Source organism: Luteolibacter luteus, from assembly GCF_012913485.1.
Taxonomy (GTDB): domain Bacteria; phylum Verrucomicrobiota; class Verrucomicrobiia; order Verrucomicrobiales; family Akkermansiaceae; genus Haloferula; species Haloferula lutea.
In genome coordinates this window covers 3,833,888-3,848,340 of sequence record NZ_CP051774.1, presented here as the reverse complement: position 1 = coordinate 3,848,340, position 14,453 = coordinate 3,833,888, and the positions used below count along the sequence as shown (strand labels likewise).

Here is a 14,453-nt window from a genome sequence, read left to right as displayed (position 1 = left end):
GGCGCGGAGCCGAGGGGTGTACGGACGAAAGAAGCAGGCGGCAAGCCCAATCGGCAGTTTTCTGTCAAGAGGTTTCTGCTTAAAAACAGGGGATTTCCGAGGATGTTATTAGGATGCCTTAAATTTTTTATCGCCATTTCGGGCCCGAATCTGCTATCTGGGGGGACAGGATGAGTAGCTGGCTCCCCTCCTGTTGCGACCGCTTCACCCCGGCCGATTTCTCCTTCCTGAGTTCCGTGCTTTCGCCCGCTGGCGAGAGGAAGCACCTGTGGACGCTGTGGGAAGATCCCGAGGCGCTGCGGGAAATGTTGGACCTCAAGGAAGTCCTCCGGGCGCTGATCGATTCCACATCGGCGCTGAGCGTTTCCCCCGCCTTTTACTTCTACGTACTGGTGCGCCATACCTTCCTGGAGGTGGATATCACCGATCCGGGGCTGGCGGACTACGTGGCAGGGGTGATGGTCCAGCGACTGGCCAGCGACACGGGTGACCCTCTGCGCAGCCTGCCGGCCGGACTTACCCATGCGGCGGATTTCGTGGCGATCCTCGAATCCGCTCACGGCAGGATGCGCTTTCACCTGCAGCTGGAGGCCGGAAATCAGTTCCTAGTCCTTACAGGGCTGTTTCCGGGCTTTATCACCCGCCGCTGCCAGCGCCGCGGGGCACCCGGAGTGGAATTCTACGAAGACTTCGCCCGCCGGGCCTACCGGGATGCCGCGGACAACCGCTGCGCACCGCAAGACGCGCCGCGCCGGCTTTTTGGAGATCTAGCTTTGGTTCTGCCGACCGCCCGGCAGTCACTGAACAAGCTCGCGGAGGAATTCGTATTTCTCGGCGACTGAGTATCCGCTAGCGAGGGGGCATGGAAATCCGCGCGCTCGAGGCCCAGCAACCTTTCACCACCAAGGACGGCTCGACGATCCGGAGCATTCTCGATCTTTCGAATGCCCCAGTGGAGAAGCAGAGCTTGGCTGAAGCCAGCGTCCCTGCGGGTGGCTCTACCCAACGGCACTGGCATCAGCAGAGCGAGGAGTTCTATTTCATCCTCGAAGGCAATGGCACCATGGAGATCGATGGAGAGTCCAAGAGTGTCGGCCCTGGAGACGCCATCCTGATTCCGGCCGGCGCCTGGCATCAGATCACGGCGAGGGAAACGCTGCGCTTCCTGTGCTGCTGTGCGCCGCCTTACCGGCATGAAGATACCTATTTCGAGTGATCCGACTAGCGCCTGAGAAAGGCGTTAATTGCTTTTGTCACCGGATCGTCCGGCTTACCGCAGTCGGCATTGATGGTGCCGTGAGTCTTGTCCACGGGAAGAACCTTGGCCTTGCCGCCTTTGGCGATGAGAGCCTCTGCCAGCAAATGGGACTGACGTTTTGAATCAGGCCTGCGCGCTACGAAAAGGATGAGGAAAGGCGGAGGATCGTCCGTGATGCGATGAACTGGCGAGGCGTCCCGTTGCTTCTCCGGATCATCGGTAAAAGCATGCCGGTACATCTTCTCCATCAGGGAGCCTTCACGCATCGGTGCGTATTGGAGAGGAATGTCGTAACCAGCCCCATCTAACAACACGACGCCCCGGATCGACTTCGGGGCCACACCTGCGGCTTCCAGACGTGGCGCATCCACCGCGGCAAGGGCAGCCAACTGCGCGCCAGCGGAATGCCCCAGCAGATAAATGCGCTCCGGATCGCCGCCGTATTTCGCAGCATGCTTCTGCATCCATGCGATCGCCCTGCAGACATCTTCCACCTGCCCCGGATGTTTCACCGCCGGTGCGAGCCGGTAGTTGATCGAGGCAACCAGATAGCCGCCATCGACAAGCCATGAGGTCTTGGGATCGACAAAGTGGGAGTTCGCCTTGTCCCCTGCAGACCAGCCGCCACCATGGATCAGGATGAAGATGGGTCGTGGCTTGGGGCTCTTCTCCGCAGGAAGATAGAGATCGAGCGCTTGCAGCGGATTGCTTTGTTTTCCCGCATACGGGAGGTCGCGTTGCACCACCGGAGCGGCACTCGCGAGCGTGACCGATGCTATTAGCAGAAAGAACGCCTTCATTCCGATTGGAAAAACACCTGAATCTCCCACAGGTCGCGCGCTTGCTTGGGACATGCACCTTGGTTAGACCGAACGCGTGGAAACAAAACGACCCACGTTCCTCCCGAAATCCTGGGATCTCCCCGAATCGATCCGCAAACGGCTAGGTGATGCTGCCGGCCGCCAACGCCTGATGGACGAGGAAGGTCACCTGCTCCTGATCCTCCACCAAGCCCCCGAGCCCGAAGATCAGGAAATCCGCAAACCGGCCCTCTTCTGGAACCAGCCGGGCGGTGAATGGAAAAGCTATCCGGAAGGCGGCGGACTCGCAGCGCTGGATGCGCACATCGAAACCTATCACAAGAACATCCACTCGCAGGACGAAGCGGTGGAGTTGGCCAATACACCGCGCCAGTACTTCGACGTGATGAAGCATGTAACACCACTCCTGCGTGCCACCCGCAACATGCAGGCGGTGATGCAGCAAGCCCGTGAAGCCCGCCCGGAAGAACGGCGACTGATCAACTTCCGAGACCGCGCGGTGGAACTCGAGCGCGCGATCGAACTGGTAGCGGAGGATGCGAAGGCAGGAATGGAATTCTCCCTCGCCGAGAACACCGAAGAGCAGTCCCGCTTCGCACACGACGCCGCCATCGAGGCCAGGAAGCTGAACCGACTCGCTGCGTTTTTCTTCCCCTTGGCCACCCTCGTCGCGATCTTCGGGATGAGTCCGCCCGCGGAAGTAATCCGGATGCCCGGCTTCTGGGCCGTCATCGGAGTCGGCATCCTCGCCGGGCTGATCATTCGTGGCCTACCGATGGGCAGGAAGTGATATTGTTCAGGGTCTGCGCACGCTCAGGCGGATGAAGAACTTTGAATCGCCCTGATGGTCGATAGGGACACTGGCCGTGACCCGTCGCGTGGCAGTGTTGGCGGAATCCGTCGTCTCGGAAACGAAAGCGGAACCAGTCGGAGGATTACCCGCGACGGAGCTGACCACAGGAGTCCAGATCGTGAGGTCGGCGGACGTTTCCAGATGATACTCGAGATCGGTCGCGCGCGGATCGCGGCGGAAAACCACCGAGGCGGAAGCGAGGCGATTTCCACACCGAAGTAATCCTCCAGCTTCTGGACTGTCTGCGGATTGAGGTCCCAAGCATACTCAAGCAGTTCCTTGATTTGGTCGGAATCCGCATCTCCATCCGGATCGATATATTGGCCCGGCAGGTAGTACTGGCTTTCCCAGATTTCGCGGTGCGTCTGCGCCGAACCCGGCAAGTACTTCACCGTAAGCCGGGGTGGCGCCGCGGTATGCCTGGCACCGAAAACTTTCGCAGAAGCCGTCGTTTCGTCCCCCCGCAAAATCCAGCCGAAATTGGAGGCGGGTTGGTCTACCCAAGACTGCACATCGGCGGCGAGGCCGGCAGCGCTCCAAGTATAGGTACCCAGATTGCTCACCACCCTGCTCGCGGAGTCTCCGGCGACGAAGTCACCACCTGGAGTGTCCCATGACAACTGATTGAACTTCGCGTCTTCCCAAGTCGCTTCACCTTCGTCGGCAGGTGCTCCTTGGCCGAGGCTCACGCTCGTCCCTTCTCCCCAATCCGCGGTCAACCGGTGAAGCCCGAAAGTGAAATCGCCACCGGTGCTGGGACCTACCTTGGTCACCTGTAGCGTGACCTCTGCCGAGGTGACATCCGCACCCGCAGGGATGGACGACAGATTGAAATGGATGAGCGCACGACGGTAGGCCGGGCTGTTGGCGATCTGCCCTGCGTAGAGATCACCGGCTCCACTGGAGTTTCCCGGGAAATCAGAGAAGATTGCATTGTCGCGATCTGCCACGAGGTTCGCCGTCTGCTCCGTCGCAGTGGCCACGATCTTGTAGAGTTGTCCCGAAGGAAGACCGCCGGGTTCCGGCTCGGACGGCCCATCCATCGTCCGCGTGGCGACATAGAGTTCGCCTGCCTCATCTTCGCCGAACGTGGGAATGAAGCGCCCGATCGGATTGCCACCGGTTACATCCAACTTCGAAAGCGCAAATGATCCCGGAGCGGTTTCTTCCAAACCAAGCAAGGTGCCTCCCGGAACGCTGAAGGACGTCGACCAATCGCCGAAGACATATTTGCCCTGAAGCGCAGGGATTTCGCTTCCGCGATAAACGTATCCACCGGTAACGCTCAATCCGATCTTTAGGAGGCCGCCGGGATCCGCGGTAGACGGGTGGGCGTACGCTGCGATCGGTTCGATATGGGGACCGGTAGACGGAGTGGTCGGAAACACGTCCGCGAAGCCTTCAAAGCGACGCCAACCGTAGTTCCCGCCAGGCACGATCAAATTGATCTCTTCGAAGTTCGCCTGCCCGACGTCCGCGAGGAAGAGCCGATGATCGCCACCCCGATCAAAGGAGAAGCGCCACGGGTTCCGCAGGCCATACGCGTAGATCTCCTTTCGCTCATCAAGCGACGGGACATCGGAAAGGACGAAGGGATTGTCGGAAGGAATACCATACTGGCCTCCGGGGCCGTTGGTACCGAGGGGATCGATGCGCAAGACCTTGCCAAGAAGCTTGGTGAGGTCTTGTGAGTTTCCCAGCACGGCCGCCGTTCCATTGCCAGTGTGACCTGCCTGGTTGTCATTGGAGCCGCCGCCATCCCCGGTGGCGATGTAGAGCATCTTATCCGAAGGGCCGAAGGCGAGCTGCCCGCCGTTGTGGTTGAACTGCGGTTTGTTGAAAGTCAGCAGCACTCGCTCACTGGTCGGATCGGCGACATTGGGATTCGCGGCGGAAACCCGGTACTCGGCGATGACGCTGCGGCAGTTGATCGGCGCGGGAACCGTATCTATCGCCGGAGCGCTGTAAAAGACGTAGAACTTTCCCTTACCCGCCGCGCCCTCCACCTCGTAGTCCGGATGAAAGGCGAGGCCGAGCAGCCCGCGTTCATCGAAACTCAGCTCGGGCACCAGCCTTGCGGAGAGATCAAGAAAGGGAACCGGCAGCACCACTCCATCCTGAAGCACGTGAATCTTGCCCCGTTGATCGGTGATGAAAAGACGGCCCGAGCCATCACCCGCGTGGGCGACGGTGGTCGGTGAAAAGAACTGCCCGACAGCGACTGGCTTGAGCTGGAGGGCGGGAAAAGCGGCGAGCAGCGGGCCGGCAGAAAGGAGAAAGGCCGTAAGGATGCGCATTTTCATGACGGGAAGGAGCACAGTAGCACCTTCGCCAAGCTTTCACGAAAAAGCCACCCTTTGATCGTGGCGGATCAGACGGATCGCCTCCCCTTTCCTGACCAGGCCCAGAGAAAGAAACCGGCGATCAGCGCCGCTACGACCGGCAGTTGCCAGAGCAACGCAGAGCGGAAGGCGTCGTCTCCCACCGTCTCGCGCATGCGGGCGAGCAGCAGGGAAAAGCCGAGCGAAAAGGTGCCGTAGCCCAAATTGAAGGCAAGGCCACGGACGCTCAGCATGGTGGCGCGCTCGGAAGATTCCGCCGAAGCATGCAGGTGCCGGCCCACCGTGAAGCCGACCAGACCGAGCAGGGTCATGAGCAGCATCACCGGCAGCAGGCCCACCCAAGGCCAAGCGGGAGCGATGAGCGACAGGCAGGCAATCGCCAGCACTGCGGAGATCCCGAGAACACCCAGCGCGGAGAACCGCGCGTTCAGCCAGCGGGCGATCGCAGGGACGAAGAACCCTACGAAGCCTCCCACGGCACCGATCAAGCCGAAGGACCACTCCGGATAATGGATGAGCCGGTAGTATTCGCTGGTCATGGTGGCGAAGTTCCGGGCTACGGAATCGATGAGCAGCCCGCCTACAATCACCATGGCAATGCTGCGGGTCGTGAAGGCCTTCTTCGCGGTGCGCAGAGTGAGACGGAAAGCGGAGGCACAGCGCGCCTTCGCTTCTCCGGAGGCATGGGGTGTTTCTTCAAGGCGCAGGGTGATCGCCACACAGGCAATCGCCTGAACGAGGACCACCGCGATCGGCAAGCGGTGTGATATTTCCACGGGAACGCTCACTCCGAGCTTCTGGGCCCATGTGAAGTCGTAGAGCAGACCGCCGAGAGCCATCGTGATGAAGAAGCCCGCGGACCGCCATTTCATCGCCGCAGAGAGGACATCATCCCATGCTTGGGCGCGTCCTTCTTCCGGCAGGGCATCGTAGGCGATCGATTCGTCCGCGCCACTCGCCGCCGCCTCGGAAGTGCCCGAGAGCAAGCGGTTGAGGATGCAAAGCGCGAAGAGAAGATTCCCGCCATCCTTCGGGGCGAGCAAGAGGATCGCCATCTCCACCACCATGATCAGGGAGGAGAAGACGAGCAGCTTCTTCCGGCCGAGCGTATCCGCCAGCGCTCCCGATGGCACTTCCAAGAGAAAGATCGCCAGCGCCCACATCAGGTTCAGGAACACGAAGCGATCCAAGGTCAGACCGAGGTCTGTAAAGAAAATCGCCAGCACCGGATAGTAGGCACGGGCATTGTAGAGCACCGTGAAATACACATAGAGCCGCGGGTTACGATAGGCGAAGGCACCGGTGCGGCGGAGGACGGAGGACACGCGCTAGCTGTGCGCCATCCCCCGCCCCGGCGCAAAGGGAAATCTCCCGCTCAATTTACGTGGCCTTGACGGACAGGGCTGCGGCGCCGGGCTACTGAAGGGATGTCATGAAAACGAACATTCCTTTTCTCTCTTCGTTCCTCGTCGCCTCCCTGCTCATGCCTGCCGCCTTGGCCAAGGAACCCCAGGATTCACCCCTGCCCAACGACAAGCCTCAGAACAAGGTCCAGATCGCGCTGCTGCTTGACACCTCGAACAGCATGGACGGGCTCATCGACCAAGCGAAGACGCAGCTCTGGAAAGTCGTGAATACATTTGCGGAAGCAAAGCGCGACGGTCAAACGCCCTTTGTGGAGGTCGCCCTCTATGAATACGGCAATAATGGCCTGAACATCGCCAACAACTGGATCCGCCTCGTCGAACCACTGACACGCGATCTCGATGAAGTGAGCAAGGAGCTCTTCGCCTTCCGCACCAACGGCGGCGACGAGTATTGCGGCGCTGTTATCCAGCGCGCACTGGCAGACCTTTCGTGGGACTCTTCCCCCAAAACCTACAAGGCGATCTTCATCGCCGGCAACGAGCCCTTCCTCCAAGGCCCGGTGGACGCGCGGCAAGCCTGCCGCGATGCGATGTCAAAGGGCATCGTGGTGAACACGATTCATTGCGGCAGTCGCGAAGCCGGTATTGCCGGCGCTTGGCACGATGGTGCCGCCTTGGCAGAGGGGAAATATCTCATCATCGATCAGGACAAGGCGGTGGCCCACGTGGACGCCCCGCAGGATAAGGAGATTTCCTCCCTGAGCATCGAGATCAACAAAACCTATCTCGGCTATGGGGCGCTCTGCCGGGAGGGGATGGCCAAGCAGGTCGAGGCGGATCGGGATGCCACTGCGAATGCGCGCCAAGGCGCCGCCGTCGGACGGGCAGCAACCAAGGCGAGCAGCAATTACTACAATGGAAGCTGGGACTTGGTAGACGCGTGCAAGGATGGCAGGATGAAGCTGGAGGATGTGCCGGCGGACCAACTTCCGGACGCGATGAAAGCGATGAGCCCCGCGGAACGCGAAGCCCATCTTGCGAAGATGACCGCGGAGCGAGCCGGGCTGCAAAAGAAGATCCAGGAACTGACCCACCAGCGGGAAGCCTTCGTGGTGGAGGAAATGAAGCGACAAGCCGCTGCCACCGGCGTCGTCACGCTGGATCAGGCGATCGTGGATACGGCCCGGAACCAAGCCGCTGTGCGGGGCTATTCCTTCCAGACCCCTTGAGTCCCCGTCCGCGAATTTTACCAACGTTTTACAAACGCCAGCCTGTTTCCGGGGCTAAGAAGGGACCACCGTCATGAAGCTTGCCTCCACCATCCTCGTTGTCATCGGCCTCGCTCTGATGGCGGCGGGGGTTCTTGCCGGCGGATGGGTGGAGGGGTTCTCCCGCTGGACCAGTCTGGAAAAAGCGGAGCCTGAGGACCTGCTTGCCCCCTGACGGCGCTTCCGCTTATTCTTATACCGTTCATTCCATGCCCGAACAAACCATCCTCGTGATCGAAGACGACTCCGCCATCCGGCGGGGGGTGGTGGACGCGTTGGAGTACGGCGGTTACCGTACTTTGGAAGCGGGCGACGGGATGAACGGCCTGGACCTCGCGCTGCGGGCGAACTACCGGCTGCTGCTATTGGACCTGGTGCTCCCGGGACGCGATGGCTTCTCCATTCTCACGGAACTAAAGAAGCAGCGTCCGGGGCAAGCGGTGATCATCCTTTCCGCCCGCGGAGAAGAAAACGACCGTGTCCGGGGCTTGAGCTTGGGAGCAGACGATTACGTGATGAAGCCTTTCAGCGTTCGCGAGCTGTTGGCTCGGGTGGAAGCAGTCCTGCGGCGCACCTGCGAACGGACCGCCCCCGCCGAGGAGCGGCAACTGCGCGGCGGGAAGGTGGATCTGATTTCCGGGAAGGTCGACTTCGACGATGGCTCGGACAATCTACTTTCTGAACGCGAGATCGGCCTGCTCCGCTACCTGCTGGACGCCGCCGGACGCGTGGTATCACGGGATGAGATTCTCCGGCATGTATGGGGACTCGATCCCTCCCGCACGGAGACCCGGACGCTCGACATGCATATCATGCACCTGCGGACAAAGCTCCGCGACCGCGATCAGGAAATGCTCGTGACGGTCCGGGGAAGAGGATGGAGATTTCACAGCGGAACATGAGGCGCGGAAAATCCAACTGCCTGGCCCACGCTCTTCTGGCGCTCTGCGCCGTGCTCATCCTCGGCGCGATGGCGGCGCTCACCCGTGGCGTGGTCGACACGCAGCGCGAGCGTGCCCGCATGGAAGCGAAGGCGGACGAGCAAGAGCGTATCCGTCTCGCATTATGGCGGGTCGACTCTGCTGCGGCGGCATGGATCGCGGACGAGGCCCAGCGCCCCCTGCCTGATCTCGTGCTAAAGGAAGCTCCGAAGGCAGAAGTGAAATTGCGCTTCGACGCACGGGAAGACGGCGAATTCATCGCAGACAACCCCGACAAGACGGGAACACTCCGCGAGGCGCTCGGCTTGCCACCTGAGCAGAAGGCCTTCTCCGCCCTGTGCGCGGGCATGCCGGAAATCCCCTCAAGCTGGTCGGTGGTGCCCCCTCCGAAGTCCGAGGAACCGCTCAAGCAGGAAGAAGTACAAACCACCCGCCAGAGCAACGAGTACCAGAAGCTGGCGAACACCAAGGAATTTGCCGGACGATCTCGCGCGGTGCGCGGTGCCGTGGACAAAGGGCAGGAGTTCTTCAACTCGACGACGAACCGAGCCGTCAATCTCAGCAACGGGACGAGCTTGCCCGAGGATGGCTCGGTCGTGCCAAATGCAGCGGGCAGCAGTATCGGAGGTTGGACTCTTCTGCGAGGCGGCCTGCCACGTCCTGCGCAGTTCGGGAGCGAACTCTTCCTTCTACGGCATCTGCAGTGGACGAAAAGCAATGGCAGCACGATGCGTTCGATCCAAGGTTCGTGGCTCGATGAAGGAGCCTTCAAGGCGATGTTGCTCCGGGAAGTGGCCGACCTTTTTCCGACGGCCCGCTTGATTCCCGCCCTGCCTTCGGACGCGGGAGATGGCCTCGCGCTGGCATCATTCCCGTGGAAGATCTCTCCGGGAAATGGTGAGGCAGCGACCGAGCCGCTGCCCCGCGGGATCCAGTTGACCTTGGCCGCGGGTTGGGGGGCGGCGGTGCTTGCCATCCTCGCCGCATGGCTGCTGGTGATCGGATTGATGCGCCTAAGTGAACGGCGGGCATCTTTCGTCTCGGCAGTGACGCATGAGCTCCGCACGCCACTGACCACCTTTCAGCTATACTCGGGCATGCTGGAGAGCGGGGCGATCAAGGAAGAGAAGCGTGGCGAGTATTTCCTCACACTGCGCCGCGAAGCAGAACGCCTCTCTCACCTGGTGGAGAACGTCCTCGCTTTCTCCCGCATCGAACGTGGTAGCGCACGCGCCAGCTCGGGCAGGCACGTGCTGGGAGAGATGGTCGCCCCGATGCTCGAACGTTTCCAAGGTCGACTGAGTGAAGCAAATCTCAAGCTGGTCGCCGACATCGACGATCCGGCTTGGAATGCCACCGTGCAGGCGGATCCGGCGGCGGTAGAGCACGTGCTCTTCAATCTCATCGACAACGCTTCAAAGTATGCGGCGGGATCGGAGCCTAATGAGGTGGCGCTAGAGGTCGAACCCCATGGCCAAGGGGTGAAGGTCTGCGTCCGCGATCATGGCAATGGCGTGGCACGCTCCGACAGGAAGCGGATTTTCCGAGCTTTTCACAAATCCGCAGCGGCGGCGGCAGAGAGCCGTCCCGGCGTAGGGCTGGGGCTTTCCCTGTCGCGGCGCCTGGCCAAGGCCGGAGGCGGGGACCTCCGCTTGGAGAATAGCGAGAGGGGCGCTTGTTTCACGCTCACGCTTCCCGGAGCCTGAAACCAAGGAACAGGCAAAATCGCACGATTCCCTAACGATTGCAAACGAGAGAGTTTTACCTCGCGAAGTGGCCGTTTCGGGTTGAAATGGTGAGTCGCGATTCATGGATCAGGCTCCCAAGTTCACCCGCCACGTCTGGCTGCAATTGTGGCGGCTGATCCGACCTTATTTCTTCGGTCGCACTTGGGGAAAGGCTTGGGCCCAGCTGAGCGCGCTCATCATCCTCTCGGTGGCAGTCACGGGGGTGGGGATCTGGTCGGGCTTCGTGATGAGCGATGTGATGACCGCTTTGGAGAAGCAGAATGCCCCGGCTTTCCAGCGGGGCCTATGGATCTACCTGGGCACTTTTGCCGCAACCGTTCCACTCGCTGCCTACTACCGATACGTGGAGGAGCGCCTCGCGCTAAACTGGCGGGACTTCCTCGCCCGCACCCTGATGCTGCGGTATTTCTACAACCGCGCCTACTACCGGCTGCAGGGACACGAGGAAATCGACAACCCCGATCAGCGGATGTCGGAAGACGCGAAGAATTTCACCATCACCTCGTTATCCTTCTCGTTGATCGTGATCAATTCGGTGATCCAAATCATCGGCTATGCCGGTGTCCTCTGGTCGATCTCGGTCACCTTGGTTGGCGTCTTGGTGGGCTATGCTGTGTTTGGCACCCTGGCTGCATTCTTGATCGGGAAGCGCCTCATCGGCCTGAATTACCTGCAATACGAGCGCGAAGCGAATCTCCGCTACGGGCTGGTCCGGGTGCGGGACAATTCGGAATCGATCGCCTTCTACCGTGGAGAGCGTCGCGAGTTGCGGGACCTGCGTGCTCGCCTCGGCGGCGTGGTGGGGAACATGCTGGTCCTGATCCGCTGGAACCGGAACCTTGCTTTCTTCACGACAGGCTACAATTCACTCGCTCTGATCCTGCCGCTCATGATCGTGGCCCCGATGTTCCTGCGAGGGGAGGTGGAGTTTGGAAAGATCGCCCAAGCCACCGGAGCCTTCGCCACCTTCCTCGCCGCCATTTCGCTCTTCATCACCCAGTTCGAGCGGCTCAGCGCGTTCGCCGCAGGTGTCACGCGTCTCGGCTCGCTGTGGGAATTCCTCGACGAACGAGACGTGGAGGACGACCTCGAGGCGGAGAACGCGGAGCATATCGAGATCAGTGAGGATGAACGCACGATCTCGCTGGAAAATCTCACCGTAGCCACGCCGGATGGGAACCGCGAACTCCTGCGGGACCTGAACTTCCGGCTCCCTCCTGGCAAGAGCCTGCTGATCATGGGCGAGAGCGGTGCCGGCAAGAGCTCCCTGCTCCGCACCATCGCCGGCCTCTGGAGTTCCGGGGAAGGCAAGATCGGACGCCCGCCCTATCGCAGCATGATGTTCCTGCCACAGCGGCCTTACATGGTCCCCGGCAGCCTGCGCGCGCAACTGGATTATCCGGAGGCCACCCGCAAGATGGAAGGCGAGGACATGCAGGAGATCCTTGATACGGTGAATCTCCCCGAACTCTCCGACCGCGTTGATGGCGACTTCGATCGCCCGGCAGACTGGGCGAACATGCTTTCCCTCGGGGAGCAGCAACGGCTTTCGTTCGCCCGCCTGATTTTGAAGAAGCCCGCCATCGCTTTCCTCGACGAATCGACCAGCGCTCTGGATGAACCGAATGAAGAGCGGCTCTACAAGTTCTTAAGGAAGCATCACTACACCTTCGTCAGCGTCGGTCATCGCTCCACGTTGCTGAAGCATCACGACTGGCTTCTGAAGATGGGCAAGGATGGCAAATGGAAGCTCACCGAGACGAAGGATCTGGAGAAGACCTGATTTGCTGTTTCATCGGCATCAGCTCTCCCGTATAGGGCGGATCATGAAATACGCCGTCCTCGTCTTCACCCTTCTTCATGGTGCGGCCTGCGCACAATCGGTTCTCGCACCGGAGTGGATGAGACAGGAGGCCGAGTCTCTTTCGAAAGAGTTTCCATCGCTGAAATTCGATTTCTACAAGTCACTGGGCGACGCCGCCGGGAAGGTGTCCGGAACGGAGGCTTTCATTGGCACGCCCGACGAAGCAGTGATGAAAGCCGGGGAAAAGCTCCGCTGGGTGCACGTCTATAGTGCGGGCATTGAAAAGTACACGCACCTTCCACGCTTCAAGGATGGCAAGATCACAGTAACCAATCTGAAGATCTACCAGGGACCCGAGATCGCCGACCATGCTTTCGCACTGCTGCTCCATTTGACGCGAAACATGGCGGAATATCAAAAGGCGCAAGAGGAAGGAGCCTGGCCAAAGAGCGGGCCCACCGCAATGCCTCTCACCGAACTCCGGGGTCGCACAATGCTCGTGGTCGGCTTCGGCGGCATCGGCACCCAAGTAGCCGAGCGAGCCCGTGCCTTCGGGATGAAGGTCATGGCCGTCGATGAGAAAGACATTCCACTTACCCAGACACTGGACTACTGCGGGCGTCCCGATGAATTGAACGAGCTTTTGCCGAAGGCGGACGTGGTAGTGAACTGCGTCCCGCATACGCCTGCAAGCGAGCACATGATCGCCGCGCCCCAATTCGCAGCGATGAAGGATGGAGCCTACTTCATCAACGTTTCACGCGGGAAAGTCGTGGACACCGCGGCATTGGTAAAGGCACTGCAAGACAAGAAGCTCGCCGGCGCGGGATTGGACGTCGTCGATCCCGAGCCGCTTCCCGCCGACAGCCCGCTTCGGAGCATGAAGAATGTCATCATCACGCCTCACATCGCTGGGGTTTCCGGCGACCGGCCAGCACGCCAGAACGAACTGATCCACGACAACCTCCGACGCTTCGCCCGGGGCCTTCCTCTTAAGAACGCCACGGATCCTACCCGCGGCTATTGAGATCACCTCACTTGTCGCCCTGGGTCTTCTTCTTGAGGAATCCCAGCACCTTCGAAAAATCCACCGCTGGCTTCGTGTCCGGGGCAGCGACGACAAAGACGATCCGCGAGGTCTTGTCGTCCGCCACGACATTCGCGAGGTAGCTGCCGGGCTTCAGCTTGTTCTTGTCCATGGTGGCGTCGAGCTTCACCTCCTTCACGTTTTGCGCGAAGATGACGGCAGCCGGCTGATCTTCTTCGATGGAACCATCGTCTCCGCAAGGAAACGCGTTGATGATAAGCATCGGCACTTGCTTCTCGATCGAGAGCACCGCGTCGGCAGCAACAGGCTTCGAAACTTCCGCGAAGAGTTCATTGCCTGCTTTCATTTCGGCCTTCGTGCCACCAAGGGTGACATCGAAAGGATAGAGCGCCGGACGTTCTCCAGCGTTCAAGGTCGCGACCAAAGCGATCAAAGGGAGGAACTTTTTCACCTGAACATCCAATCAGCACCTTGGGCGCAAGGCAAGTTCACTTCCCGCCGGAATCGGATTGGCAATCCGTCCTTCCCGTGGATCTTCAGGGAACGATGGCACAACCCAAACCCGAGCCCGTCGATCCCGCACAGCTTCTCGAACTGGCGATGGCCACGATGAAGTCTGCCAAGTTTCCGATGCTCGCCAGCGATGATGCCGGGCAGCCACGGTTGCGGCCGGTCTCCCCGGTGAAGACGGAACGATTCACAATCTGGATCGCGAACCTGCGCGGCTACCACAAGACCGGCGAGATCGCGGCCAATCCCAAGGTGGAACTCTGCTATCTGGACGATCACCACCACCAGGTGCGGATCACCGGGATGGCATCCATCGAAAGCGATGCCGCGTTGCTCGCGGCGATCTGGGAAAAGAACCCGCTGCTACGATCCTACCTTGGCACTCCGGACAATCCGGAACTTATCGTCTACCGGATCGATCCCTCGCGGGTCCGCTACATGCGCGAATGGGCCCTGGCATATCACGAGGTCCCCTAACCCTTCTGAGGCGCGT

Annotated in this window: 14 protein-coding genes; 10 read left to right on the top strand and 4 right to left on the bottom strand. The window is 60.6% G+C overall.

The window, feature by feature from the left end; genetic code table 11:
- Nucleotides 1–170: 170 nt before the first annotated feature.
- Nucleotides 171–842, top strand: a complete 672-nt coding sequence (locus HHL09_RS15915) for a hypothetical protein (protein ID WP_169455610.1) — start codon at nucleotides 171–173, stop codon at nucleotides 840–842.
- Between the two features lie 20 nt (nucleotides 843–862).
- Nucleotides 863–1,216 carry a cupin domain-containing protein gene (locus tag HHL09_RS15910; protein WP_169455609.1) on the top strand — a complete coding sequence of 118 codons (354 nt, stop codon included), beginning with the start codon at nucleotides 863–865 and terminating at the stop codon, nucleotides 1,214–1,216.
- Nucleotides 1,217–1,221: 5 nt separating this feature from the next.
- Here the strand turns inward: HHL09_RS15910 and HHL09_RS15905 are convergent, their stop codons facing one another.
- Nucleotides 1,222–2,058 carry an alpha/beta hydrolase gene (locus HHL09_RS15905; protein WP_169455608.1) on the bottom strand — a complete coding sequence of 279 codons (837 nt, stop codon included), beginning with the start codon at nucleotides 2,056–2,058 and terminating at the stop codon, nucleotides 1,222–1,224.
- A gap of 76 nt (nucleotides 2,059–2,134) precedes the next feature.
- Here HHL09_RS15905 and HHL09_RS15900 point away from each other — a divergent pair, with 76 nt between their 5' ends.
- A complete protein-coding gene (locus HHL09_RS15900; RefSeq protein ID WP_169455607.1) occupies nucleotides 2,135–2,869 on the top strand; it encodes a magnesium transporter CorA family protein in 735 nt (244 codons plus the stop codon).
- A 23-nt stretch (nucleotides 2,870–2,892) separates the two neighbouring features.
- Here HHL09_RS15900 and HHL09_RS15895 read toward each other — a convergent pair whose 3' ends face one another.
- Nucleotides 2,893–5,235 carry a PQQ-dependent sugar dehydrogenase gene (locus HHL09_RS15895; RefSeq protein ID WP_169455606.1) on the bottom strand — a complete coding sequence of 781 codons (2,343 nt, stop codon included), beginning with the start codon at nucleotides 5,233–5,235 and terminating at the stop codon, nucleotides 2,893–2,895.
- A 68-nt stretch (nucleotides 5,236–5,303) separates the two neighbouring features.
- Nucleotides 5,304–6,599 carry an MFS transporter gene (locus HHL09_RS15890; RefSeq protein WP_169455605.1) on the bottom strand — a complete coding sequence of 432 codons (1,296 nt, stop codon included), beginning with the start codon at nucleotides 6,597–6,599 and terminating at the stop codon, nucleotides 5,304–5,306.
- A gap of 107 nt (nucleotides 6,600–6,706) precedes the next feature.
- On the opposite strand from HHL09_RS15890, the gene HHL09_RS15885 reads away from it, so the two are divergent.
- The 6 genes from HHL09_RS15885 (at nucleotide 6,707) to HHL09_RS15860 (ending at nucleotide 13,429) form a co-directional block, all read left to right on the top strand.
- On the top strand, nucleotides 6,707–7,870 hold the full coding sequence (locus HHL09_RS15885) for a vWA domain-containing protein (protein ID WP_169455604.1): 1,164 nt from the start codon (nucleotides 6,707–6,709) through the stop codon (nucleotides 7,868–7,870).
- Nucleotides 7,871–7,943: 73 nt separating this feature from the next.
- Nucleotides 7,944–8,084, top strand: a complete 141-nt coding sequence (locus HHL09_RS15880; RefSeq protein ID WP_169455603.1) for a hypothetical protein — start codon at nucleotides 7,944–7,946, stop codon at nucleotides 8,082–8,084.
- Between the two features lie 34 nt (nucleotides 8,085–8,118).
- Nucleotides 8,119–8,811 carry a response regulator transcription factor gene (locus HHL09_RS15875; protein WP_169455602.1) on the top strand — a complete coding sequence of 231 codons (693 nt, stop codon included), beginning with the start codon at nucleotides 8,119–8,121 and terminating at the stop codon, nucleotides 8,809–8,811.
- Nucleotides 8,808–10,556: a sensor histidine kinase gene (locus HHL09_RS15870; protein WP_169455601.1), complete on the top strand. Its 1,749-nt coding sequence runs from the start codon at nucleotides 8,808–8,810 to the stop codon at nucleotides 10,554–10,556. The genes HHL09_RS15875 and HHL09_RS15870 overlap by 4 nt, the downstream gene beginning before the upstream one ends.
- A gap of 103 nt (nucleotides 10,557–10,659) precedes the next feature.
- Nucleotides 10,660–12,381 (top strand): ABC transporter ATP-binding protein/permease, encoded by a 1,722-nt coding sequence (locus tag HHL09_RS15865; protein ID WP_169455600.1) that lies wholly within the window; start codon nucleotides 10,660–10,662, stop codon nucleotides 12,379–12,381.
- A gap of 43 nt (nucleotides 12,382–12,424) precedes the next feature.
- Nucleotides 12,425–13,429: a D-2-hydroxyacid dehydrogenase gene (locus HHL09_RS15860; RefSeq protein ID WP_169455599.1), complete on the top strand. Its 1,005-nt coding sequence runs from the start codon at nucleotides 12,425–12,427 to the stop codon at nucleotides 13,427–13,429.
- A 7-nt stretch (nucleotides 13,430–13,436) separates the two neighbouring features.
- On the opposite strand, the gene HHL09_RS15855 is transcribed toward HHL09_RS15860, so the two are convergent.
- Nucleotides 13,437–13,901 carry a hypothetical protein gene (locus HHL09_RS15855; protein WP_169455598.1) on the bottom strand — a complete coding sequence of 155 codons (465 nt, stop codon included), beginning with the start codon at nucleotides 13,899–13,901 and terminating at the stop codon, nucleotides 13,437–13,439.
- A gap of 95 nt (nucleotides 13,902–13,996) precedes the next feature.
- On the opposite strand from HHL09_RS15855, the gene HHL09_RS15850 reads away from it, so the two are divergent.
- Entirely contained in the window at nucleotides 13,997–14,437 is a 441-nt protein-coding gene (locus tag HHL09_RS15850) for a pyridoxamine 5'-phosphate oxidase family protein (RefSeq protein WP_169455597.1), read from the top strand.
- Nucleotides 14,438–14,453: the final 16 nt, after the last annotated feature.

Excerpts from the sequence above, each read along its gene's own strand:
- HHL09_RS15880 (WP_169455603.1), top strand. The coding sequence starts at position 7,944 with ATGAAGCTTGCCTCCACCATCCTCGTTGTCATCGGCCTCGCTCTGATG.
- HHL09_RS15895 (WP_169455606.1), bottom strand. The coding sequence starts at position 5,235 with ATGAAAATGCGCATCCTTACGGCCTTTCTCCTTTCTGCCGGCCCGCTG.
- HHL09_RS15865 (WP_169455600.1), top strand. The coding sequence starts at position 10,660 with ATGGATCAGGCTCCCAAGTTCACCCGCCACGTCTGGCTGCAATTGTGG.
- HHL09_RS15910 (WP_169455609.1), top strand. The coding sequence starts at position 863 with ATGGAAATCCGCGCGCTCGAGGCCCAGCAACCTTTCACCACCAAGGAC.
- HHL09_RS15870 (WP_169455601.1), top strand. The coding sequence starts at position 8,808 with ATGAGGCGCGGAAAATCCAACTGCCTGGCCCACGCTCTTCTGGCGCTC.
- HHL09_RS15905 (WP_169455608.1), bottom strand. The coding sequence starts at position 2,058 with ATGAAGGCGTTCTTTCTGCTAATAGCATCGGTCACGCTCGCGAGTGCC.
- HHL09_RS15860 (WP_169455599.1), top strand. The coding sequence starts at position 12,425 with ATGAAATACGCCGTCCTCGTCTTCACCCTTCTTCATGGTGCGGCCTGC.
- HHL09_RS15915 (WP_169455610.1), top strand. The coding sequence starts at position 171 with ATGAGTAGCTGGCTCCCCTCCTGTTGCGACCGCTTCACCCCGGCCGAT.
- HHL09_RS15885 (WP_169455604.1), top strand. The coding sequence starts at position 6,707 with ATGAAAACGAACATTCCTTTTCTCTCTTCGTTCCTCGTCGCCTCCCTG.
- HHL09_RS15850 (WP_169455597.1), top strand. The coding sequence starts at position 13,997 with ATGGCACAACCCAAACCCGAGCCCGTCGATCCCGCACAGCTTCTCGAA.
- HHL09_RS15875 (WP_169455602.1), top strand. The coding sequence starts at position 8,119 with ATGCCCGAACAAACCATCCTCGTGATCGAAGACGACTCCGCCATCCGG.